Raw genomic sequence first — 22,432 nt, forward strand, 5'->3', positions numbered from 1 at the left:
GTTAGTAGTCTTTCTATTTGAAAGGCTAGAAGGGATATATAGCCATTAATCGCGATTAATCAATTAAAAAGTCATACTAATTGAGCGCGGCGGATCTTCCCCATCTGTGTGGTTTTCCCTCGTCCATCGCACTTTTACGTTTTTTGCCGCTCTATCCATGGCCAGGAAGCGGCGACCCCCACCGCCTCCCCAAGCCCAGACCGAGACTCGATGGCCGGTGTTTTTCATTTCGTGATGGTGTCGCGACGTCGCTGTTCAGCGCTGTTGGCCGGCGTGTTGATGTTGCTTGGCGGCGGTTGCAGTCATCAGCAGGGGCAAGACATGGTCACGCAGTTCAGCAACACCAGGCCTCAGGAACTGCTGCAGACCAGCGTTGACCGCATGGCCACACTGGCGATGCATGACAACCTGCAAAGCCTCTATCTGCTGATGAACAAGCTTTATCTGCGCAACCCCGAAGAGTTGCGCAAGTCCGGATTTCTCGACGCCCGTGCCGCGGAAAAGCAGGTGCGCCTGGCCATCGAGCAGCAACAGCCGTTACCGACCCTGGGCGGCAAGAAGGACCTGGCCGCCCTGAGCTATGCCATGAGCCCTGAGTTCCTGGGGGATCGGGTGGGGGCGTTCATCTACGCCATTGGCAGCATGCTGGTCACGGCCCATGGCAATCGTCTCGAGTTCTACATGACCGACGCGATCGACCCACGCTTTGTCAGCAACGCGGCGCGCAACATCGAAAAAGCCACTTGGATACTCAGCCAACGACTGGACAAAGACGGCAAACCGCTGCTGTTTTCCAATGAGATTTCGGAGGAGGGCAGCAATCTCAGCTTTGCCGTGGAGTTTGGAAAAATCGTTGCGCGCCTGGACCTGCTGACCCAAATGCTGGACGAGCGCTACCGGCGGATCGGTCTGAACTATGCCCAGAGCCTGCTCTTTCTTAACTTCTTGCCGGTTCAGTAACGTCAGAGGAAAAGGGAATAAAGATAGATCACATTGGTATAGGTGGTTATAAGAAAAATCGCTATGCTCGCGACCAGATTTTATTTCATGCGGTCGCGCTTAATGGATTTCGGTAATGTCGGTTTAGTCATAGCGGGCTTGGTTGTCGGTTTTATCGTCGGGATGACCGGCGTGGGCGGCGGTTCGCTGATGACCCCCATTCTGTTGTGGTTTGGTATCAACCCTGCAACCGCAGTGGGTACCGATCTGCTGTACGCGGCGATTACCAAGTCCGGCGGTGTATTGGTTCACGCCAAGAACCGCAACATCGATTGGGCCATCACCGGCTGGCTGACCTTGGGCAGTGTGCCGGCGGTAGGATTGACGCTGTGGTTTCTCAGCAGTCTGCACAGTTCGCCCGACGCCATGAACGCGATCATCAAGCAAGCCCTGGGTTTTGTGCTGTTCGCCACCGCCCTGGCGATTCTGTTCAAGAAACGCCTCCTGCAATTTGCCCATGATCGTGCGGGCGGCCACTACAATCCCACCGGCTCGCGGCTCAATGTACTCACCGTCGTCACTGGCCTGATATTGGGCGTCATGGTCGCACTGACCTCCATTGGCGCTGGCGCACTGGGCACTGTCGCACTGTTCATTCTCTATCCATTCCTGGTCACCAAGCGCCTGGTGGGCACTGAAATCGCCCACGCCGTACCGCTGACCCTGGTCGCTGGCCTGGGCCACGCCAGCATGGGCAACATGGACTGGCACATCCTGGGTTACCTGCTGGTCGGCTCGTTGCCGGGCATCTACCTGGGCAGTCACTTGTCGGGCCGCATTTCCGATGAGGTGCTGCGCCCATGCCTGGCAGTGATGCTGGCGATGATCGGGTTCAAGTTGGCGTTCTAACTAACCTGCGCACCAATCAATGTGGGAGCGAGCCTGCTCGCGATGAGGCCGGTACAGCAGAACATCTGCTTGATTGACTGTGCGCCATCGCGAGCAGGCTCGCTCCCACATAAGTTGTGCCCGACTCCTGTCACGAAATTGTTCATCTCCCACGCCACGGTTGCGCAATGACCCCTCTGGCCTAAGCTTCAAGGCAGGCAGGCGCGGTATTGGGCGACTGTCGCGGAACAATCGCCGCCATGCGCAATCAGTACAGCGTAGATATCAAAAGGAGAGGCGCATGCTCATTCGGTCGTTGACCTTCGCTACCTTGTTGGCCATTGCAGGTCCCTTGTTCGCCGCGGATGGCGACTCACCCTTGGCCGCGGACAAGGGCAAATCCCGCCCCTTGATTGTCATCGCGCCGAGCACCGTCGATCCTGCATGGGTCAGCCTGAAAAAAGCATTGGAGGAACCGGCCGGCAAACAGGGTTTTTCCGAGCGCAACCTGGTGCTTTACACCGTGCTCAACACGATGGGGCAGCGCGATGGCAAAGACCTGGACCCGCAAAGCACCATGGCGCTGATCCGGTCACTCAGGTTGGGGGCCGGTGCCCAGACCAAGATCATCCTGGTGGGCAAGGACGGAGAAAAGAAGCTTGAGCACTCGGGAGCGATTGAGCTGAAGGACATCTTCGACACCGTCGATAAACTGCCTCCAGCAGAAAAGGAAGCGGCGGCGCCAGCCCCGACTCCCGCGCCTGAAGCTGCGCCGGCCCAGGAAGGCAAGGGTGCCAAGGCAGGCAAGACGGGCAAACCGGTGACTGCGCCGAAGCCGCTGGAGGATTGATCGGGCAGGCGATGAGCTCCCTTTGTGGCGAGGGAGCAAGCTTCCTCGCCACAGTAATTTGCGTAGCCTATTGTTTCTCCAGCGCCGTCAGGATCTTGTGCGCGGCCTTCACCCGTTCCTCGATCGGGTAGTTTTTGTTTGCCAGCATCACAATCCCCATATCCTTTCCAGGAACGAACGCCGCATAGGCACCAAAGCCACCGGTCGAGCCAGTCTTGTTGATCCAGCTGTCGGCCGGCGCAGGCAGGGGTGGGTTGAGCGGCTCCACTTTTTGTGGCATCAGGGCCATCTGCGGTGCATTGCCGGCCAATAGCGCGTCAAGCGTGACGGGGTAGGGGTAGAACTCCCAACCCAACCCCTGGGTCATGCCATTGGCCTTGTAGAACCCGGTATGCGTCGTAGCGATGGCCTGTCGCAGATCGGCGTCCAGCTTTTCAGGCCGCAGGTTAGCCTCGATGAAGCGGATCAGGTCCGATGAACTGGTTTTCACGCCATAGGCCTCGGCGTCCAGCGCTCCCGGTCCGACCCGCACAGGCTTGCCGTCCTTCGCGTAGCCTTGGGCGTAACGGCTCAATTGATCCTTGGGCACCCGTACATAACTGTGCTTGAGGCCTAATCCCGGCATCAGTGTCTGTTCCATCACCTCATCGAACGGTCGTTCCAGGCTGCGGGCCGCCAGGTAGCCGAACAGGCCGATGCTCGGGTTTGAATAGAGCCGCTGGGTACCGGCCGGATAGAGTGGTTTCCAGGTCTTGTAGTAACTGAACATCCGGTCCGGATGGTCCGCTTCGCCAGGAAACTGCAACGGCAGGCCACCCGGCGTGTAGGTGGCAAGGTTGAGCAGGCTGATGCCTTGCAGGGCGCTGCCGCTCAGCTCGGGGGCGAAGCGACCGGCCGGGTCCGACAGCGACAGCTTGCCTTGGGCCTGGGCGTAGGCACCGAGGGTGGCGGTGAAGGTCTTGCTGACCGAGCCGATTTCGAACAGCGTCTGGTCGGTCACTGCCTGCTTCGTGTCCTTGGAGGCCACCCCGTAATTGAAGTAATGACGTTCACCGTTGTGAGTGATTGCCACGGCCATGCCGGCGATGTCCTGTTGTTTCATCAAGGGCTGGATCACGGCATTGACGGTGTCTTCAACGCGCTCCTGGGCAAAGCCCGTTGTCGTGCCGCAGGCGATGAAAAAAGCGCCCGTAAGTATCGATTTGGCAATGTGCATGTCTGACCGTTCTCCATGAGTCCTGAGGGTGCCAGCCGCTCTGCCAGCAGCTTTGGGGGCACCCAATCTAGGGAGTTTTCCGATGTCCGGCAATCGGGATCCTTGCAGTTCGAACCGGGTTCCGAGTCATCTGACCGGGTTGCAAGAGACTTCCTACGAAAATCTTTAGCGTCCTGGCCTTCGACAGCCCATGGCAAACCACACAAACCACTGGTCGCCGGGTAAACTTGCGCTCTTTCTAAAGGAGTCCACATGAGCTACTACCAGCCCGGCATTCTCGCCACCCCTGTTCCGCCTCAGGCCCGTCACTTGTTTTTTGCCCTGGAATCGGTCGAGGCGCTGCCGGCTGCGATCGATAAGCTTTTGTTGCAAGTCGATGATCGAGTAGTGATCGGCCTGGGCGAGTCGCTGGTCCAGGCGCTGGGTGCGCAGGTCGAAGGCCTGCGGGCGTTTCCGGCCCTGGCCGGCGTGGGCGTGGACAACCCTTCGACCCAGCACGCGCTGTGGTGCTGGCTACACGGCGAAGACCGTGGCGAGCTGCTGCACCGCAGCCGTGCCATCGAGGCCGCTCTGGCCCCGGCGTTGCGCCTGGTGCAGATGAACGAAACTTTCCGTCATATGACCGGCCATGACCTGACCGGTTATGAAGACGGCACTGAGAACCCTCACGATGAAGCGGCCATCGCCGCTGCCCTGGCTCAAGGTGTCGATGGAGTGCGCGGTGGCAGTTTTGCGGCGATCCAGCAGTGGCAACACGATCTGGATGGTTTCGCCGCCATGCAACCCCATGAGCGCGACAACATCATGGGCCGGCGCCTGAGCGACAACGAGGAAATCGACGATGCCCCGGAGTCGGCCCACGTCAAACGCACCGCCCAGGAAAGCTTCGCCCCGCAAGCCTTCGTCGTACGCCGTTCCATGCCGTGGATTGAAGGGGATCGCGCAGGCCTGATGTTCCTGGCGTTCGGTTTCTCCCTCGACGCTTTCGAGGCTCAACTGCGGCGCATGAGCGGCCTGGAGGACGGTATCACCGACGGCCTGTATCGCATGAGCCGGCCGATCACGGGGGGCTACTACTGGTGCCCGCCGTTGCTGGATGGACGTCTGGATCTGCGGGCCTTGAGCCGCTGAGGCCGGCGCCACGCGCAATGGCTTGTGCAAAAGCGCAGCGTGAACGCTATTCTTGGGCCGGACGTCTATCCGTGCAATGGGGAGAGCAAACGTGGATAAAGTCATCGTCATCACCGGTGGCGGCCGCGGGATCGGGGCGGCCACGGCGCTGTTGGCTGCCGACCTGGGCTATCGGATCTGCATCAATTACCAGTCTGATGAAGGCGCCGCGCAGGATGTGCTCGGACAGGTCCGGGCCAAGAGTGCCCAGGCGATTGCCGTGCGGGCGGATGTCAGCATCGAAGACGAAGTGGTCGCGCTGTTCGATCGTGTGGACGCTGAGTTGGGTCGCGTCACCGCTTTGGTGAACAACGCCGGCACGGTCGCTCACAAGTCCCGACTCGACGAAATGTCCGAGTTCCGCATTCTCAAGATCATGAAGACCAACGTGCTGGGGCCAATCCTCTGCGCCAAGCACGCGGTGTTGCGCATGTCGCCCAGGCATGGCGGGCAAGGTGGCAGTATTGTGAACGTCTCCTCGGTGGCCGCCCGCCTGGGCGCGCCGGGCGAGTATGTCGACTACGCGGCCTCCAAAGGCGCGCTGGACACGTTCACCATTGGCCTGTCCAAGGAAGTCGCTGGAGAAGGTATCCGCGTCAATGCGGTTCGCCCAGGTTATATCTACACCGATTTTCATGCCCTCAGCGGCGACCCGGACCGGGTCAGCAAGCTGGAGTCGGCAATCCCCATGGCCCGTGGCGGCCGTCCCGATGAAGTGGCTGAAGCGATTATCTGGTTGCTGTCGGACAAGGCTTCGTATGCGACCGGGACGTTTGTGGATTTGGGGGGCGGGCGCTGAGCTTTGAAATATCAGTTGTCTGTTCTGCCGCCATCGCGAGCAGGCTCGCTCCCACACGAGATCTGCTGAGTAGCTGAGAGATTCGTCTCGCCGCAAACCCACTGTGGGAGCGAGCCTGCTCGCGATGGGGCAATAACAGACAACCCCATATCAAAACGACCGAATAATCCGCCCCAACGTCTCCATGGCCTTCTCTGACACTTCGGTCCACGGGCTGCCGTAGTTCAAACGGATGCAATTGCCGAAACGCCGGGTCGGTGAAAAGATCGGCCCAGGAGCGATGCTGATGCCTTGGGCCAAGGCCATCTGGAACAGTTTCAGCGAGTCCATCTGCTCCGGCAGTTCCAGCCACAGGAAATACCCACCCGCCGGCTGGCTGACGCGGGTCTGTGCGGGGAAGTAGCGGGCGATGGCGGCGAGCATGGCGCTTTGCTGTTCTTCCAAGGCGTAGCGCAGTTTGCGCAGATGACGATCATAACCACCGTGTTGCAGGTAATCGGCGATGGCCGCCTGGGCCGGCATCGAGGCGCACAGTGACGTCATGAGTTTGAGCCGTTCGATCTTCTGAGCGTAACGCCCGGCGGCGACCCAGCCGATGCGATAGCCCGGCGCCAGGCTCTTGGCGAACGAACCGCAATGCATCACCAACCCTTCGGTGTCGAACGCCTTGGCCGGCTTGGGTGCCTGCTGGCTGTAATAGAGTTCTGCGTACACGTCGTCCTCGATCAGCGGCACCTGATGACGGCGTAGCAACTCCACCAACGCCTGTTTTCTTTCCTCGGGCATGGTCGCGCCCATGGGGTTCTGGAAACTGGTCATGCACCAGCATGCTTTGATCGGGTGGCGCTCCAGCGTCTGCTCCAATACATCCAGATCGATGCCGTCGCGTGGGTGTACCGGAATTTCCACTGCCTTGAGCTTGAGCCGCTCCAGCACTTGCAGGCTGGCGTAGAACGCCGGCGCCTCGATGGCCACCAGGTCGCCGGGCTCGGTGACGGCTTGCAGGCACAGGTTCAAGGCTTCCAGGGCGCCATTGGTGACCAGCAGTTCTTCCATGGGCAGCATCAGCCCGCCGACCATGTAGCGCAGGGCGATCTGTCGGCGCAATTGCGGATTGCCCGGTGACATGTCTGTGACCACCATTCGGGGGTCCATATCCCGCGTTGCGCTGGACAGCGAGCGGGACAGTCGTTGCAGGGGAAACAGGGTCGGGCTGGGGAACGCCGAACCGAACGGTACGGTGGCTGGATCCTTGATCGAGTCCAACACCGAAAACACCAGCTCGCTGACGTCGACTTCGGTGCTGTCGTGCACCTGGGTGCTGATCACCGGCTCGGCGAACGGATTCGGTGTATGGGCGTTGACGAAGTAGCCGGAGCGCGGACGAGCCCGGATCAGGCCACGACGCTCCAGCAGGTAGTAGGCCTGGAACACCGTGGACGGGCTGACGCCGTAGGTCTGGCTGGCATAACGCACCGATGGCACACGCTGCCCTGGGCCCAGCACGCCGGAGCGGATCAGCTCAGCGATGTCGTCGGCGAATTTCTCGTAGCGTTTCATAGCGGGCCCGCTCTTGAACAATTCAGGGGGTAACGCACGGCTTGCGCAGTTACCTGTGGGAGCGAGCCTGCTCGCGATGGGGCCGGTACATTCAATGTTGATATTGTTTGACCGTCCGCCATCGCGAGCAGGCTCGCTCCCACAAAGGTTCGGCATCTTAAGCCTCAACGATTTATCGGCGCCACAAAGCGGCTCGTGGCCTCACTGAAAGTCCCAGGCTCATCACTGTCGGCCACCTTGAAGACCATTTCCCGGGAGCCGCTACGGGGCCGTTCGCTGAGCATTGCCACCGACACCGGTACGTCGAGGATTTCCCCCGGCGCCAGGCTCAGTTGCGTTTTGCCCTGCAGGACAAAACCTTCGGCGTCCGCCAGGGACAGCTGATAATCCTGGCGCTGCTGGGTCTTGTTGATGATTTTCAGGCTGTAGATGTTCTCGATCTGGCCCAGGCTGTTTTCGCGGAACAGCCCACGGTCCTTGGTCACGTCCAGCGACACCATGGGGCGTTCTGCCAGCGCCACGGCCAAGGCCCCGATCATCACCAGCAGCACGGCGGTATAGCCAATCAACCGCGGTCGCAGCAGGCGAGTCCTGCCACCTTGCAACTGATGTTCAGAGGTGTACTTGATCAGGCCACGGGCATAACCCATCTTGTCCATGATCGAATCGCAGGCATCGATGCAGGCGGCGCACCCGATGCACTCCATTTGCAGGCCGTCGCGAATGTCGATGCCGGTGGGGCAGACCTGCACGCACATCTGGCAATCGATGCAATCGCCCAAACCCACATTGGCCGGGTTCACTTCGCGCTTGCGCGGGCCCCGGATTTCGCCACGTGCGGTGTCATAGGAAATGGTCAGGGTGTCTTTATCGAACATCACGCTCTGAAACCGTGCATAGGGGCACATGTGCATGCACACCGCTTCACGCAGCCAGCCGGCGTTGAGGTAGGTGGCGCCGGTAAAGAACAGCACCCAGAACAGACTGACACCGGCCATTTGCAGGGTCAGAAGTTCTTCGGCCAGCGGGCGGATCGGCGTGAAATAACCGACGAAGGTCAAGCCGGTGAGCAGGCTGATTGCCAGCCACAACGTATGTTTGGCTGAGCGACGCAGCAGCTTGTTCAAGGTCCAGGGCGCCGCCTGCAGCTTGATCCGCTGGTGCCGTTCGCCTTCGGTGATTTTCTCGCACCACATGAAAATCCAGGTCCAGGAACTCTGCGGGCAGGTGTAGCCGCACCACACCCGACCGGCAAATACGGTGATCGCGAACAGGCCGAAGGCGGCGATAATCAGCAGTGCCGACAGCAGGATGAAATCCTGGGGCCAGAAGGTCGCGCCAAAAATGTGGAATTTGCTTTCGGCGAGGTCCCAGAGCACCGCCTGGCGGTCGCCCCAGTTCAGCCATACAGTGCCGAAAAACAGCAGAAACAGAAGCCCTGCACCGCTGATGCGCAAGGTGCGGAATAAGCCGGTGAAGCTGCGGGTGTGGATCAGGTTATCGGTGGTCCGGGCCTTTATCTTCGTCGGCGCGGGTTCGAAGTGCTGTATCAACTGGACGGGGATTCTTTCGCTCATGGTCGGTCGCTCCTCAGCCTGTAACTGGCCGGCGCACTATGACCATCGAACTGTTTTCATAACAGACTCAGGTATCACGATAAAAACCGGATCAGATGCCGTGAGGCCCTGGCCCTGCGACACTTTGATGCATCCAGATCAGGCGAACAGATCTCGTTGGCGAAGACCGCAGTGGGAGCAAGGCTTGCTCCCACGCAGCCTCTTTGCACAGAGGACGATTTTCTTCAATCAAAGGGACAAAGGGATTCAGATCACCGAATCGCTATCAGTCGCCTTGAGGTTCTTACGCCCATCGACCGCCCCGGCCACGGTCAGGGCATCGGCTTGCGCCTCGGTGATGTACACCCGGCCACCGTTGAGATCCACCGCCGACATGGCTTTTTCCGCATCAGTGATAACGGTCAACTCGCTGGCGGGTCGCTGTTCGTTGAACTCTTCGGTGTCGAAGGTGCAGATGTGGTTGCTATCGATATTGAAACTCATGGTTAGGTTTCCTTCTGGATGTCCTGAACGTTAGGCGTCGGCCCGCAGCCGCGGTTCGTTGCGTCTGATCAGCGGTCGAGCGCACCTCTGGCCTGGCTTGCGGTCCATCGTTTATCGACCGGAAAGAGGACCGTTCATGGACGCCTGGTGGCATGAAGTCTGGATAACCCTGCAATCGGAATTCGCCGATATCACCGATGCGCAGCAGATGACGCGGGTAACCGTACGCCTGCTGATGGCTGCGTTGTTGGGCGGCATCCTGGGTTTTGAGCGTGAACACAAGGGCAAGGCCGCCGGGGTCCGGACCCATATGCTGGTGGCCTTGGGGGCGGCGCTGTTTGTGCTGGTGCCGCAGATGTCCGGCTCCGAGGCTGACGCCATGAGCCGTGTGGTGCAGGGTGTTATCGCCGGCATCGGTTTCCTGGGCGCGGGCACTATCCTCAAGGGCAACGATGGTGACGAAAGCCATGTAAAAGGCCTGACCACCGCCGCCGGCCTGTGGATGACCGCCGCCATCGGTGTCGCCGCCGGGCTGGGGCGCGAGTCCACGGCAGTGCTCAGTACGGTATTGGCGCTGGCGATCTTCAGTGTGATGCCACTGATTGTCCGGGCGCTGGAGAAGGAGGAAAAACCGTGACCGCGATCTCCAGCCAGAACACATAATCCTGTGTGGGAGCGAGCAAGCCCGCTCCCACAGGTTTTATCCACTAGGCTGTTGGTTCAAACCCGCTCCGGCGCCTCGCTCGGCGGGTCGCCCAGAGGAGGCTGGGGATCAAGCGGCGGGTCTTTTTCCGGAATCGGTTCCGGCTCGGGGCCGGGTGGCGGCAGGGTGGGGTCGTCAATGTTGGGGTCGGGTGTTTCAGCCGGGATGGGAATATTCATCAGGACGGGTCTCCGTGACGCACATGGCTTGAGTCGTGCTTAACCTTGTTGACCACCCTGCGCCTGGTTTGATCCCGCTGCCATCGGGGCAAATCACTCTGAACTTTTAACCGTCGGTTCGGTTCGGAGTTTAAGTGAGTTTTTTCAGGGATCCATCCTTTCAAGGACTACTGGGCCTTTACCGCCACAACGTCCATGGGGCGTAAAAGGAGCGATGCTCGATGACTGCTGAACAACACCCGACTGACCTGTCGTACAACCCGCATTTGCCATTGTCCCAGGCCCTGTTACTGCCGCGTATTGCCATTGAAAGCACCATGCCGGTCATCGAAGGCGGGCAATTCGCCGCCAAGGCCGTGGCCGGGCAGGACGTGACGGTGACCAGCAAAGTCTTCGCCGACGGTCATGACAAATTAGCCGTGCATATCCTTTGGCGCGCGCTGAAGGATGAGTCGTGGAACAGCGCGGTCATGACCGAGCTGGGCAATAACGGCTGGCTAGGCCAGTTCAATGTGCCCGAGCAGGGCTTCTATGTGTTCCGCATCGAGGCCTGGATCGACCAGTTCGCCAGTTTCCGCTACGAGCTGGAGAAAAAATTCGCGGCCGGCGTGCCCATCAGCCTGGAATTGCAGGAAGGACGCAATCAGGTGCAGATGGCGGCCGAGCGCAGCGAAGGTGAGCTGAGGGAGCAATTGACCGCGTTGCACCATGAGCTTTCCGGCCTGTTGCCAGCTGAGCAGGTGGCATTGTTCCTGGCACCCCGCAGTGCCGGTCTCATGTCCCAGGCCGATCATCGCCCCTATTTGAGTATCAGCCCGCAATACCCTCTGGACGTCGAACGCAAGTTGGCCGAGTTCGCCAGTTGGTACGAGCTTTTTCCCCGCTCGATCACCGATGATCCCAAGCGTCATGGCACCTTCAATGACGTGCATTCGCGTCTGGCGGTGATCCAGGACATGGGGTTCGATGTGCTGTACTTCCCGCCGATCCACCCCATCGGTCGCAGCTTTCGCAAGGGCCCGAACAACTCCCTCACCGCCGGTCCCGACGATCCGGGCAGCCCTTATGCCATCGGGAGCGAGGAGGGCGGTCACGAAGCGATTCACCCGCAGTTGGGCTCGCGCGAGGATTTTCGGCGTCTGGTGGCCGCGGCGGCCGACCATGGCCTGGAGATCGCGTTGGACTTTGCTATCCAGTGTTCCCAGGACCACCCGTGGCTCAAGCAGCATCCGGGCTGGTTCAGCTGGCGGCCGGACGGCACGATCAAATATGCGGAAAACCCGCCGAAGAAATACCAGGACATCGTCAACGTCGATTTCTACGCCGCGGATGCGATTCCCAGCCTGTGGCTGGAGCTGCGGGACGTGGTGGTGGGGTGGGTCAATGAGGGCGTGAAGATCTTCCGTGTCGACAATCCCCACACCAAGCCGTTGCCGTTCTGGCAGTGGTTGATTGCCGATGTGCGGGCCCAGCACCCTGAAGTGATGTTCCTCGCCGAAGCCTTCACCACGCCGGCCATGATGGCGCGCCTGGGCAAGGTCGGTTATTCCCAGAGCTACACCTATTTCACCTGGCGCAATACCAAGACCGAACTGGCGACGTATTTCACCGAGCTCAACGAATCTCCGTTACGCGAGTGCTACCGGCCGAACTTTTTCGTCAACACGCCGGACATCAACCCGGCGTTTCTCCATGAGTCGGGGCGCGCCGGGTTTCTGATCCGCGCGGCCCTGGCGACCATGGGCTCGGGCCTGTGGGGCATGTACTCGGGGTTTGAATTGTGCGAATCGGCGCCAGTGCCGGGCAAGGAGGAATACCTCGACTCGGAGAAGTATGAGATCCGCCCCCGGGACTTCACCGCGCCGGGCAACATCATTGCCGAAATCGCCCAGCTCAATCGCATCCGCCGGCAAAACCCGGCGCTGCATACGCACTTGGGCCTGACGATCTACAACGCCTGGAACGACAACATCCTGTACTTCGGCAAACGCACCGCCGATGGCAGCAATTTCATTCTGGTGGCAGTGAGTCTCGACCCGCATACCCCGCAGGAAGCCAATTTCGAGTTGCCGCTGTGGGAGATGGGGCTGCCGGACGATGCCCAGACCCAAGGCGAGGATTTGATGAGCGGGCATCGTTGGACGTGGTATGGCAAGTACCAGTTCATGCGTATCGACCCGGCCTACCAACCGTTCGGGATATGGCGGATCAGCGTGGCGTAAGGCTGTGGGAGCAAGGCTTGCCCGCGATGAAGTTGACGCGCTCTTCAGGGGAATCGAGGCGCCTGCATCGCGAGCAAGCTTTGCTCCCACAAAGTGAGGATAAATCCCCTCGCCACAAAAAGGCCCCACGACACAAAAAGACCTTACAAGCCTGTTTCAGCGGCTTTACAGAATTTCTCAGGAGTTGCAAATGGCGAAGAAACCCCGGTCTGCCACCTTTATCAAAGACCCGCTCTGGTACAAGGACGCGGTGATTTATCAGGTCCACGTCAAATCCTATTTCGATTCCAATAACGACGGGATCGGTGACTTTCCCGGATTGATCGAAAAGCTCGACTACATCGCCGATCTGGGCGTCAACACGATCTGGCTGCTGCCGTTCTATCCTTCGCCCAGGCGCGATGATGGCTACGACATCGCCGAGTACCGAGGTGTCAGCCCCGACTACGGCACCATGGCCGATGCGCGGCGTTTCATCGCCGAAGCTCACAAGCGTAATCTGCGGGTGATCACCGAGCTGGTCATCAACCACACCTCCGACCAGCATCCATGGTTCCAGCGCGCGCGCAAAGCCAAGCCGGGTTCGAAGGCGCGGGATTTCTACGTCTGGTCCGACGACGATCACAAGTACGATGGCACGCGGATCATTTTCCTCGACACCGAGAAATCCAACTGGACTTGGGATCCGGTAGCCGGCCAATACTTCTGGCACCGTTTCTATTCCCACCAGCCGGACCTCAACTTCGATAACCCCCAAGTGATCAAAGCCGTACTGTCGGTGATGCGTTACTGGCTGGACATGGGCATCGACGGCCTGCGTCTGGATGCGATCCCGTACCTGATCGAGCGCGACGGCACCAACAACGAGAACCTGCCCGAGACCCACGACGTCCTCAAGCAGATCCGCGCCGAGATCGATGCCAATTACCCCGACCGTATGCTGTTGGCCGAGGCCAACCAGTGGCCGGAAGACACCCAGTTGTACTTCGGCGATGTCGACGCCCAGGGTTTGAACGGTGACGAATGCCACATGGCGTTCCATTTCCCGCTGATGCCGCGCATGTACATGGCGCTGGCCCAGGAAGACCGCTTCCCCATCACCGACATTCTCCGCCAGACCCCGGAAATTCCGGCCAATTGCCAGTGGGCGATTTTCCTGCGCAACCACGATGAGTTGACCCTGGAGATGGTCACCGACAAGGAGCGCGACTACCTGTGGAATTACTACGCGGCCGACCGTCGGGCGCGGATTAACCTGGGGATCCGCCGACGTCTGGCGCCGCTGATGGAGCGCGACCGCCGCCGTGTCGAGTTGCTCAACAGCCTGCTGCTGTCGATGCCCGGCACGCCGACCTTGTACTACGGCGATGAAATCGGCATGGGCGACAACATCTACCTGGGCGACCGCGACGGCGTGCGCACGCCGATGCAGTGGTCGATCGACCGCAACGGTGGTTTCTCCCGCGCCGACCCGGCCAGCCTGGTACTGCCGCCGATCATGGACCCGCAATACGGTTACCAGTCGGTCAACGTCGAGACCCAGGCCGGCGATCCTCATTCATTGCTGAACTGGACCCGGCGGATGCTGGCGGTGCGCAAGCAGTCCAAGGCCTTTGGCCGTGGCACGCTGAAGATGCTCTCGCCAAGCAACCGCCGGATCCTGGCTTATACCCGCGAATACACCGGCCCCGATGGCAAGCACGAAATCATCCTGTGCGTGGCCAACGTGTCTCGTAGCGCCCAGGCCGCCGAACTGGACCTGTCGGCCTATGCCGGGATGGTCCCGGTGGAAATGCTGGGGGGCAATGCCTTCCCGCCCATCGGCCAGCTGAATTTCCTGCTGACCCTGCCGCCGTATGGGTTCTACTGGTTTGCCCTGGCAACAGAAAACCAGATGCCAAGCTGGCATGTGGAGCCGGCCCAGAGCCTGCCGGACTTCACCACCCTGGTGCTGAAGAAACGCCTGGAAGAGCTGCTCGAAGCACCGTCGCGCACCACGCTGGAGCAGACTATCCTGCCGAGTTGGCTGCAAAATCGTCGCTGGTTTGCCGGCAAAGACAGCGCGATCGAGAAGGTCAATATTGTCTATGGCGTGCGTTTCGGCGATCCGCAGCACCCGGTGCTGCTCAGCGAAATCGACGTCACCAGCGCTGGCCAGACACTGCGTTACCAACTGCCCTTCGGTCTGCTGGCCGAAGACCAGGTGGGCGCGGCGTTGCCGCAGCAATTGGCACTGTCTCGGGTTCGCCGGGTTCGTCAGGTCGGTTTGATCACCGATGCGTTCAGCCTGGAAAGTTTCGTGCGGGCGGTTCTGCAAAGTATGCAGGCCAATACGGTGCTGCCTTGCAGCGAAGGCGAGCTGCGGTTTGAACCCACCGAAGGCCTGGCCCCATTGAACTTGGGAGACGAGCCGGAGGTGCGTTACCTGTCCGCCGAGCAGTCCAACAGTTCGGTGGTGGTGGGCGGCAGTCTGGTGCTCAAACTGATCCGCAAAGTGGCGTCGGGCGTACACCCGGAGCTGGAAATGAGTGCCTACCTGACAGCCGCAGGTTTCAGCAATATTTCGCCGCTGCTCGGTTCGGTGATTCGCCGTGACACCGAGGGCGAAGATGCGCTGCTGATGATCGCCCAAGGCTACCTGAGCAATCAGGGCGACGCCTGGGAATGGACCCAGAACAACCTCGAACGCGCCCTGCGTGATGAGCTGGCCGATGCCGTGTCCGAGCAGGAACAGCACTACAACGCCTTGGGCGAACTCAAGGACTTCGCCGGCATGCTCGGCCAGCGCCTGGGGGAAATGCACGAGGTACTGGCTCAGGCCACCGATAACCCGGACTTCGCGCCCCAGGCCACCAACGCCAAGGAGGCCCAGGCCATCGGCAAGGATGTGGCCGCGCAGGTTGAGAACGCCTTGCGCCTGCTCAAGCAGAACCAGGGCCAATTGAACCCGGCGGACCAGGCCTTGGTCGCCCGCTTGCTGGAACACAAGAAGACCGTTCTGGCGCACATCCAGGAACTGGCCGGCAAGGCTGTCGGTGGCTTGCGCATCCGCGTCCACGGCGACCTGCACCTGGGGCAGGTACTGGTGATCAAGGGCGACGCCTACCTGATCGACTTCGAGGGCGAGCCGGCACGACCACTGCATGAGCGCCGCGGCAAGCACAGCCCGTACAAGGACGTCAGCGGCGTGCTGCGCTCCTTCGATTACGCAGCCGCCATGGCGATCCACCTGAACACCGTCGACAGCACCGCCGACGCCGACGCGGCGCGGCAACGGGTGGCTGATCGTTATTTGAAAGAGGCCCGTCAGGCATTTGTTGAGGCATATCGGCTGGCGGCAGCTAGTCTTGCCCATGAGTGGAAGGATGCTGAAGGCGAAGACGCCGCACTGGCGTTGTTCGGCCTGGAGAAGGCGGCCTATGAAGTGGCCTATGAAGCCGAGAATCGCCCCGCCTGGCTGCCCGTGCCATTGCACGGTCTGTACGGGTTATTGAGCGGGCTGAAACCCTTTTCCGACTTAGCCGGACCGATTTAGTGGAGAGAATCATGAGTGTCTCGAACAAAGAACCACAGGGGCAGGCCAAAGAGTCGTTGCTGCCGTCCCCCCATGACATCGACGCGCTGGTGCGCGCAGAACATCAGGACCCGTTTTCCATCCTTGGTCCCCACGGCGATGGTGCCGGCGGGCAGTTCATCCGGGCGTACCTGCCCGGCGCCTTGAGCGTGCAAGTGTTGGCCCGCGATGGCGACGAAGTCCTGGGCGATTTGCAGCTCAGCGAAACCCCGGGGCTGTTTGTCGGCCATTTCGACCGCGCCCAACCCTACCTGTTGCGCACCCGCTGGGCCGGCGGTGAGCAGGTGGCCGAAGACCCCTACAGCTTCGGGCCACTGCTGGGGGAAATGGACCTTTATCTGTTTGCCGAAGGCAATCATCGCGACCTCAGTTCCTGTCTGGGGGCGCAGTTGACCACTGTCGATGGCGTCGACGGCGTGCGCTTTGCTGTATGGGCACCGAATGCGCGGCGAGTCTCGGTGGTGGGCGATTTCAACGTCTGGGACGGGCGCCGGCATCCAATGCGCATCCGTTATCCGTCCGGGGTGTGGGAGTTGTTCATCCCGCGGCTTGGCGCGGGCGAGGGTTACAAATATGAAATCCTCGGCGCCCACGGCATTTTGCCGCTCAAGGCTGACCCGGTGGCGCTGGCCACTCAAATGCCGCCGGATACCGCTTCCAAGGTCGCCGCGCCGCTGAAAATCGAGTGGCAGGATGGGCAATGGATGCAAGATCGTCGCGAGCGGCAGTTGCCTGGCGCACCGCTGTCGATCTACGAATTGCACGCCGGCTCCTGGCAGTGCGAAATCGACGAGGCGGGAGAAGTTGCCCGGCAGTACACCTGGCACGAAATGGCCGAACGCCTGATTCCGTACGTCAAGGACCTGGGGTTCACCCACATCGAGCTGATGCCGATCATGGAGCATCCGTTCGGGGGGTCCTGGGGTTACCAGCCGCTTTCACAGTTTGCCCCGACGGCGCGTTTCGGCTCGCCGGACGATTTCGCGGCGTTCGTCAATGCCTGTCACCAGGCCGACATCGGCGTGATTCTCGATTGGGTGCCGGCGCATTTCCCCACCGATACCCACGGTCTGGCCCAGTTCGACGGCACCGCGCTGTACGAATACGGCAACCCGCTGGAAGGCTTTCACCAGGATTGGGACACCCTGATCTACAACCTGGGACGCACCGAAGTCCATGGTTTCATGCTCGCTTCGGCGCTGCATTGGCTGAAGCACTTCCACATCGACGGCCTGCGTGTGGATGCCGTCGCCTCGATGTTGTATCGCGACTATTCACGCAAGGCCGGCGAATGGGTGCCCAATCGCCACGGTGGACGGGAGAACCTGGAAGCCATCGACTTCCTGCGGCACCTCAATGACGTGGTGGCGCTGGAAACCCCCGGTGCGTTGGTTATCGCCGAAGAGTCCACCGCCTGGCCCGGCGTCAGTCAGAGCACGCAACAGGGCGGCCTGGGTTTCGCCTATAAGTGGAACATGGGCTGGATGCACGATTCGCTGCATTACATCCAGCAGGACCCGGTGTACCGCGCCCACCATCACAACGAACTGAGTTTCGGCCTGATGTACGCGTGGTCCGAGCGCTTTGTCCTGCCGATTTCCCATGACGAAGTGGTGCATGGCAAACGCTCGCTGATCGACAAGATGCCGGGCGATCGCTGGCAGAAATTCGCCAACTTGCGGGCCTATCTGAGTTTCATGTGGGGCCATCCCGGCAAGAAGCTTCTGTTCATGGGCTGCGAGTTCGGCCAATGGCGCGAGTGGAACCACGACCAGCAGCTGGACTGGTACCTGTTGCAATACCCGGAGCACCGTGGGGTGCAGAAGCTGGTGAGCGACCTGAACCGTCTCTATCGCGAAGAGCCGGCGCTGCACGATCAGGACGACGCGCCTCAGGGGTTCCAGTGGCTGATTGGTGATGATGCGGTGAACAGCGTCTACGCCTGGTTGCGTTGGAGCAAGGAAGGTCGACCGGTGCTGGTGGTTGCCAACTTCACGCCCGTGCCGCGCGCGGCATACCGCATCGGCGTGCCGTTTGCCGGGCGCTGGGTGGAATTGCTCAACAGTGACGCCGACACCTATGCCGGTTCCAACTACGGCAACAGCGGTGGTGCCTTCACCGAAGAAGTGCCCAGCCATGGCCAGGCGCTGTCGCTGGAACTCAACTTGCCGCCATTGGCGGTGTTGATTCTGCGGCCGGAGGGTTAGGAGCAGGTCCTATCATGCACTAACCCTGTGGGAGCGAGCCTGCTCGCGATGCGGTTGCGATGTTGGATGTGCCGCCTTCATCGCGAGCAGGCTCGCTCCCACCTGGATAGGTGCTCAGCCAGAAGGTTCGTTCAGCGCACCAGGCACGGCTGCTTGTTGTTGAACGTCCAGCCCGGAATCAGATACTGCATTGCAACCGCATCATCCCGCGCGCCAAGCCCCATCCCTTTGTACAGTTCATGAGCCTTGGCCAATTGGTCGGTGTCCAGCTCGATCCCCAGTCCCGGTTTTTTCGGCACCTGCACGCAGCCACCCTGGATCTGCAACGGAGCCTTGGTCAGCCGCTGGCCATCCTGCCAGATCCAGTGCGTGTCGATCGCCGTGATGTCACCCGGTGCGGCCGCAGCTACGTGGGTGAACATCGCCAGGGAAATGTCGAAGTGGTTGTTGGAGTGCGAGCCCCAGGTCAGGCCCCATTCGTTGCACATCTGCGCCACTCGAACCGAACCTTGCATGGTCCAGAAGTGTGGGTCGGCCAGGGGAATGTCCACCGATTGCAAGGTGATGGCATGGCCCATTTCGCGCCAATCGGTGGCGATCATGTTAGTGGCGGTTTTAAGACCGGTGGCGCGGCGGAACTCGGCCATCACCTCACGGCCCGAATAACCGTTCTCGGCACCACAAGGATCTTCGGCGTATGCCAGGACCTTGTGCTGGTCCCGGCAGAGGCGGATGGCCTCCTTGAGTGACCAGGCGCCGTTCGGGTCCAGGGTGATACGTGCCTGAGGGAAGCGTTCGGCCAGGGCGGTGACGGCTTCGATTTCTTCGTCGCCCTTGAGCACGCCGCCCTTGAGCTTGAAGTCCTGGAAGCCGTAACGCGAATGAGCGGCTTCGGCCAGGCGCACCACGGCGTCGGCGTCCAGGGCTTTTTCGTGGCGTACGCGGAACCAGTCGTTGTCGGCGTCCGGCTCGCTGCGGTAGGGCAGGTCAGTTTGCTGGCGATCACCCACATAAAACAGATAACCGAGCATTTTCACTTCATCACGCTGCTGGCCTTCGCCGAGCAGTGCGGCTACCGGTACATCCAGGTGCTGGCCCAGCAGGTCCAGCAACGCCGCTTCCAGGCCGGTGACCGCGTGAATGGTGATGCGCAGGTCGAACGTCTGCAAGCCACGACCACCGGCATCCCGGTCGGCGAAGGCCTGGCGTACGGTGTTGAGAATCTTCTGATAGGTGCCGATGGGGCTGCCGACCACCAGCGAGCGGGCGTCTTCGAGGGTCTGGCGAATGCGCTCGCCGCCGGGCACTTCGCCCACGCCGGTGTGGCCGGCGTTGTCTTTGAGAATGACGATGTTGCGGGTAAAGAACGGGCCATGGGCGCCACTGAGATTCAGCAGCATGCCGTCATGACCGGCCACCGGCACGACCTGCATGCTGGTGATGATGGGGGCTTTGGTGGCTTCTTGGGTCTGCATGTTTTTCCCACTCGTTGTTTTTATGCGGGGCATCGCAGGAGGGCGATGTTGATAGACATCATACAACTTGATTTTTTTATCTTACAAGGGAGGCTGGTCGGTTTTTTTGGATGGTTTGCCTTAAAAAACTCGGAAATACCTTTATTTGCTGGATTTTTTAGCAAGGAAAAGAAACATGGGGAAGATCAGTTTAGCGCTGGCGGAACCGTTCGATGACTGAGATGATTGCACTTGTCATACAAGCTAAGGGGCGTGGAGTTTTTACCTCACGGCCCGCCTGCTCCGTTTCGAGGACCCACGGCCCATGCACCCAGACATCGAGGCAACGCCGCGCAAACGCACCCACAACCTGGCCCATGACCTGGTGGCGAAGCTAAGCCAGAGCATTTTGCTGGGGCAGTTGAAACCGGGGGAAAAACTGCCGTCGGAAGGTGCCATTGTGCAGGCCCATGGTGTCAGCCGCACGGTGGTGCGCGAGGCGATATCCAAGCTGCAGGCCTCGGGGCTGGTGGAAACTCGCCACGGCATCGGCACCTTTGTGCTGGAGCAGACCGGTGAGCCGGGCCTGAGGCTCAATGTCGACACCGCCGCAGGTGTGCGGGGGATCTTGGAACTGCGCCTGGGCCTGGAAACCCAGGCAGCGGCCCTGGCGGCCTTACGGCGCAATGAACGCCAACTGCAGCAGATGCGCCAGGCCCTGGATGATTACCAGCGGTTGCTCAGCAATAACGACAGTTGCGTCGACGCCGACCGGCGCTTTCATTTGCTCATCGCTGAAGCCACGGACAACACCTGTTTTGTCGAAATCATGCAGCATCTGGGCAGTGCGATGATTCCCCGAACCCGAGTGAACGTGGTCGAACGCGGTCAAGCGGACCTAGGGAAACTGGCGCAGTTGGCTAATTTGGAGCACGAGGCCATTTTCAATGCCATCAAACGCCAGGATCCGGACGCCGCCCGCGCCGCCATGTGGCTGCACCTGACCAACAGTCGCGACCGGTTTGGCGCGGGGGCCTGAAGGCTCATCGTCGCCTGACCCACCYCCATCGCGAGCAGGCTCGCTCCCACAGTGGATCGGTGGTGTMCTTCGATTTTGTGCTTAAAACCCAATCCCCCTGTGGGAGCGGGCTTGCTCGCGAATGGGCCGGCACATTCAGCATCGATGCAAGCTGACCCACCACCATCGCGAGCAGGCTCGCTCCCACAYTGGATCGGTGGTGGACGCCAATCTTGCAACCGCCCGAGATCCCTGTGGGAGCGAGCCTGCTCGCGATGAGGCCGGCAGATCATGCTCAAAACCAGCAGGCAAAAAAAACCGGCGCAACCCAGGTTGCGCCGGTTGTGTTGCCAGTGGATGGGCGGATGTTCGTGGGTCCGCTCAACCACTGTTGAACCCTTTGCCGGTTACGCTCGTTCCAGCGCCAAGGCCACGCCTTGTCCGCCGCCGATGCACAGCGTGGCGAGGCCTTTCTTGGCGTCGCGCTTGATCATTTCATGGAGCAGCGACACCAGCACTCGGCAACCCGAGGCACCGATCGGGTGGCCCAGGGCGATGGCGCCGCCATTGACGTTGACCTTCTCCATGTCCCATTTCAGCTCTCTGGCCACGGCCAGTGACTGGGCGGCGAAGGCTTCGTTGGCTTCGATCAGGTCCAGTTGGTCCAAAGACCAGCCGGCCTTGTCCAGGCAGCGGCGGGTAGCCGACACCGGGCCGATGCCCATGATTGCCGGGTCTACCCCCGCATTGGCATAGGCGCTGATTTTCGCCAGTACCGGCAAGCCCAATGCCTTGGCTTTTTCCGCGCTCATCAGCAGCACGGCGGCGGCGCCATCGTTCAGCGACGAGGCATTGCCGGCGGTAACGCTGCCGTCCTTCTTGAACGCCGGCTTGAGCTTGCCCAGGGATTCGGCGGTGGTGCCGGCCCGGGGTTGTTCGTCGGTGGCGAAGGCCACAGGATCGCCTTTGCGCTGGGGAATCAGGATCGGCGTGATCTCATCGGCAAACCGGCCACCTTCAATCGCCGCCACGGCCTTCTGCTGGGAAGCGGCGGCAAAGGCGTCCTGCTCCTCGCGGCTGATCTCGTACTTGTCCACCAGGTTTTCGGCGGTGATGCCCATGTGGTAATCGTTGAACGCATCCCACAGACCATCGGTAATCATGCTATCGATCATCTGCGCATGGCCCATGCGCAGGCCAGTGCGGGCAGCCGGCAGTACGTACGGAGCCAGGCTCATGTTTTCCATGCCGCCGGCAATGATCACCTCGGCATCGCCACAGCGGATCGCCTGGGCACCCAGGTGCAAGGCCTTGAGCCCCGAGCCGCAGACCTTGTTCAGGGTCAGCGCCGGCACCGCGTGGGGTAGGCCGGCGAGGATCGACGCCTGGCGCGCCGGATTTTGTCCGGAACCTGCGGTCAGCACTTGGCCAAGAATCACTTCATCGACCTGCTCGCCGGACAAACCGGTCTGTTCCAGCAACCGACGAATCACCGCGGCACCGAGTTGCGGTGCGGGAATGGAGGCCAGCGAACCCTGGAAACTGCCAATGGCGGTACGGGTGGCGGCGACAATCACGACTTCTTGCATCGAA

At 60.8% G+C, this 22,432-nt stretch carries 18 protein-coding genes; 11 read left to right on the plus strand and 7 right to left on the minus strand.

Going from position 1 to position 22,432, the window contains the following annotated elements; all coding sequences use genetic code 11:
* Positions 1 to 210: 210 nt before the first annotated feature.
* The 3 genes from CRX69_RS19335 (at position 211) to CRX69_RS19345 (ending at position 2,677) form a co-directional block, all read left to right on the plus strand.
* Entirely contained in the window at positions 211 to 960 is a 750-nt protein-coding gene (locus CRX69_RS19335) for a hypothetical protein (protein WP_047227764.1), read from the plus strand.
* A gap of 102 nt (positions 961 to 1,062) precedes the next feature.
* A complete protein-coding gene (locus CRX69_RS19340; RefSeq protein ID WP_047227884.1) occupies positions 1,063 to 1,848 on the plus strand; it encodes a sulfite exporter TauE/SafE family protein in 786 nt (261 codons plus the stop codon).
* 280 nt (positions 1,849 to 2,128) lie between these two features.
* The gene (locus CRX69_RS19345; RefSeq protein ID WP_076384005.1) at positions 2,129 to 2,677 is read left to right on the plus strand and encodes a DUF4174 domain-containing protein; all 549 of its coding nucleotides are present in this window, start codon (positions 2,129 to 2,131) and stop codon (positions 2,675 to 2,677) included.
* Between the two features lie 67 nt (positions 2,678 to 2,744).
* Here the strand turns inward: CRX69_RS19345 and ampC are convergent, their stop codons facing one another.
* On the minus strand, positions 2,745 to 3,893 hold the full coding sequence (gene ampC, locus CRX69_RS19350; RefSeq protein ID WP_047227766.1) for a class C beta-lactamase: 1,149 nt from the start codon (positions 3,891 to 3,893) through the stop codon (positions 2,745 to 2,747).
* A gap of 252 nt (positions 3,894 to 4,145) precedes the next feature.
* Here ampC and CRX69_RS19355 point away from each other — a divergent pair, with 252 nt between their 5' ends.
* Complete coding sequence (locus tag CRX69_RS19355) at positions 4,146 to 5,024, plus strand: Dyp-type peroxidase (protein ID WP_107322628.1); 879 nt, start codon at positions 4,146 to 4,148, stop codon at positions 5,022 to 5,024.
* A gap of 91 nt (positions 5,025 to 5,115) precedes the next feature.
* The gene (locus CRX69_RS19360) at positions 5,116 to 5,862 is read left to right on the plus strand and encodes an SDR family oxidoreductase (RefSeq protein WP_107322629.1); all 747 of its coding nucleotides are present in this window, start codon (positions 5,116 to 5,118) and stop codon (positions 5,860 to 5,862) included.
* Positions 5,863 to 6,012: 150 nt separating this feature from the next.
* On the opposite strand, the gene mapR is transcribed toward CRX69_RS19360, so the two are convergent.
* From mapR to CRX69_RS19375, 3 genes are all read right to left on the minus strand, one after another.
* Positions 6,013 to 7,422: a GntR family transcriptional regulator MpaR gene (gene mapR, locus CRX69_RS19365; RefSeq protein ID WP_107322630.1), complete on the minus strand. Its 1,410-nt coding sequence runs from the start codon at positions 7,420 to 7,422 to the stop codon at positions 6,013 to 6,015.
* 164 nt (positions 7,423 to 7,586) lie between these two features.
* Positions 7,587 to 8,999 carry a cytochrome c oxidase accessory protein CcoG gene (gene ccoG / locus CRX69_RS19370; protein WP_047227770.1) on the minus strand — a complete coding sequence of 471 codons (1,413 nt, stop codon included), beginning with the start codon at positions 8,997 to 8,999 and terminating at the stop codon, positions 7,587 to 7,589.
* Positions 9,000 to 9,245: 246 nt separating this feature from the next.
* A complete protein-coding gene (locus tag CRX69_RS19375; protein ID WP_047227771.1) occupies positions 9,246 to 9,482 on the minus strand; it encodes a DUF3203 family protein in 237 nt (78 codons plus the stop codon).
* A gap of 136 nt (positions 9,483 to 9,618) precedes the next feature.
* Here CRX69_RS19375 and CRX69_RS19380 point away from each other — a divergent pair, with 136 nt between their 5' ends.
* Entirely contained in the window at positions 9,619 to 10,119 is a 501-nt protein-coding gene (locus tag CRX69_RS19380) for an MgtC/SapB family protein (protein WP_047227772.1), read from the plus strand.
* A gap of 83 nt (positions 10,120 to 10,202) precedes the next feature.
* Here CRX69_RS19380 and CRX69_RS27715 read toward each other — a convergent pair whose 3' ends face one another.
* Positions 10,203 to 10,364, minus strand: a complete 162-nt coding sequence (locus tag CRX69_RS27715) for a hypothetical protein (protein WP_172833790.1) — start codon at positions 10,362 to 10,364, stop codon at positions 10,203 to 10,205.
* A 221-nt stretch (positions 10,365 to 10,585) separates the two neighbouring features.
* On the opposite strand from CRX69_RS27715, the gene CRX69_RS19385 reads away from it, so the two are divergent.
* The 3 genes from CRX69_RS19385 (at position 10,586) to glgB (ending at position 18,367) form a co-directional block, all read left to right on the plus strand.
* Positions 10,586 to 12,586, plus strand: a complete 2,001-nt coding sequence (locus CRX69_RS19385) for an alpha-1,4-glucan--maltose-1-phosphate maltosyltransferase (protein WP_076384011.1) — start codon at positions 10,586 to 10,588, stop codon at positions 12,584 to 12,586.
* Positions 12,587 to 12,776: 190 nt separating this feature from the next.
* Positions 12,777 to 16,121: a maltose alpha-D-glucosyltransferase gene (gene treS / locus CRX69_RS19390; RefSeq protein WP_107322631.1), complete on the plus strand. Its 3,345-nt coding sequence runs from the start codon at positions 12,777 to 12,779 to the stop codon at positions 16,119 to 16,121.
* 11 nt (positions 16,122 to 16,132) lie between these two features.
* Complete coding sequence (gene glgB, locus CRX69_RS19395) at positions 16,133 to 18,367, plus strand: 1,4-alpha-glucan branching protein GlgB (RefSeq protein WP_107322632.1); 2,235 nt, start codon at positions 16,133 to 16,135, stop codon at positions 18,365 to 18,367.
* Positions 18,368 to 18,498: 131 nt separating this feature from the next.
* Here the strand turns inward: glgB and gudD are convergent, their stop codons facing one another.
* A complete protein-coding gene (gene gudD, locus CRX69_RS19400) occupies positions 18,499 to 19,842 on the minus strand; it encodes a glucarate dehydratase (RefSeq protein ID WP_047227776.1) in 1,344 nt (447 codons plus the stop codon).
* Between the two features lie 45 nt (positions 19,843 to 19,887).
* Between gudD and CRX69_RS27605 the strand changes: the two genes are divergently transcribed.
* Positions 19,888 to 20,058 carry a hypothetical protein gene (locus CRX69_RS27605; RefSeq protein WP_157952136.1) on the plus strand — a complete coding sequence of 57 codons (171 nt, stop codon included), beginning with the start codon at positions 19,888 to 19,890 and terminating at the stop codon, positions 20,056 to 20,058.
* Between the two features lie 88 nt (positions 20,059 to 20,146).
* Complete coding sequence (locus tag CRX69_RS19405) at positions 20,147 to 20,860, plus strand: FadR/GntR family transcriptional regulator (RefSeq protein WP_047227777.1); 714 nt, start codon at positions 20,147 to 20,149, stop codon at positions 20,858 to 20,860.
* A gap of 386 nt (positions 20,861 to 21,246) precedes the next feature.
* On the opposite strand, the gene CRX69_RS19415 is transcribed toward CRX69_RS19405, so the two are convergent.
* Positions 21,247 to 22,428, minus strand: coding sequence for an acetyl-CoA C-acetyltransferase (locus CRX69_RS19415; protein WP_047227778.1), 1,182 nt, complete (start codon positions 22,426 to 22,428; stop codon positions 21,247 to 21,249).
* Positions 22,429 to 22,432 lie beyond the last annotated feature (4 nt).

This window comes from Pseudomonas rhizophila (genome assembly GCF_003033885.1).
In the GTDB taxonomy this organism is placed as follows: Bacteria; Pseudomonadota; Gammaproteobacteria; order Pseudomonadales; family Pseudomonadaceae; genus Aquipseudomonas; species Aquipseudomonas rhizophila.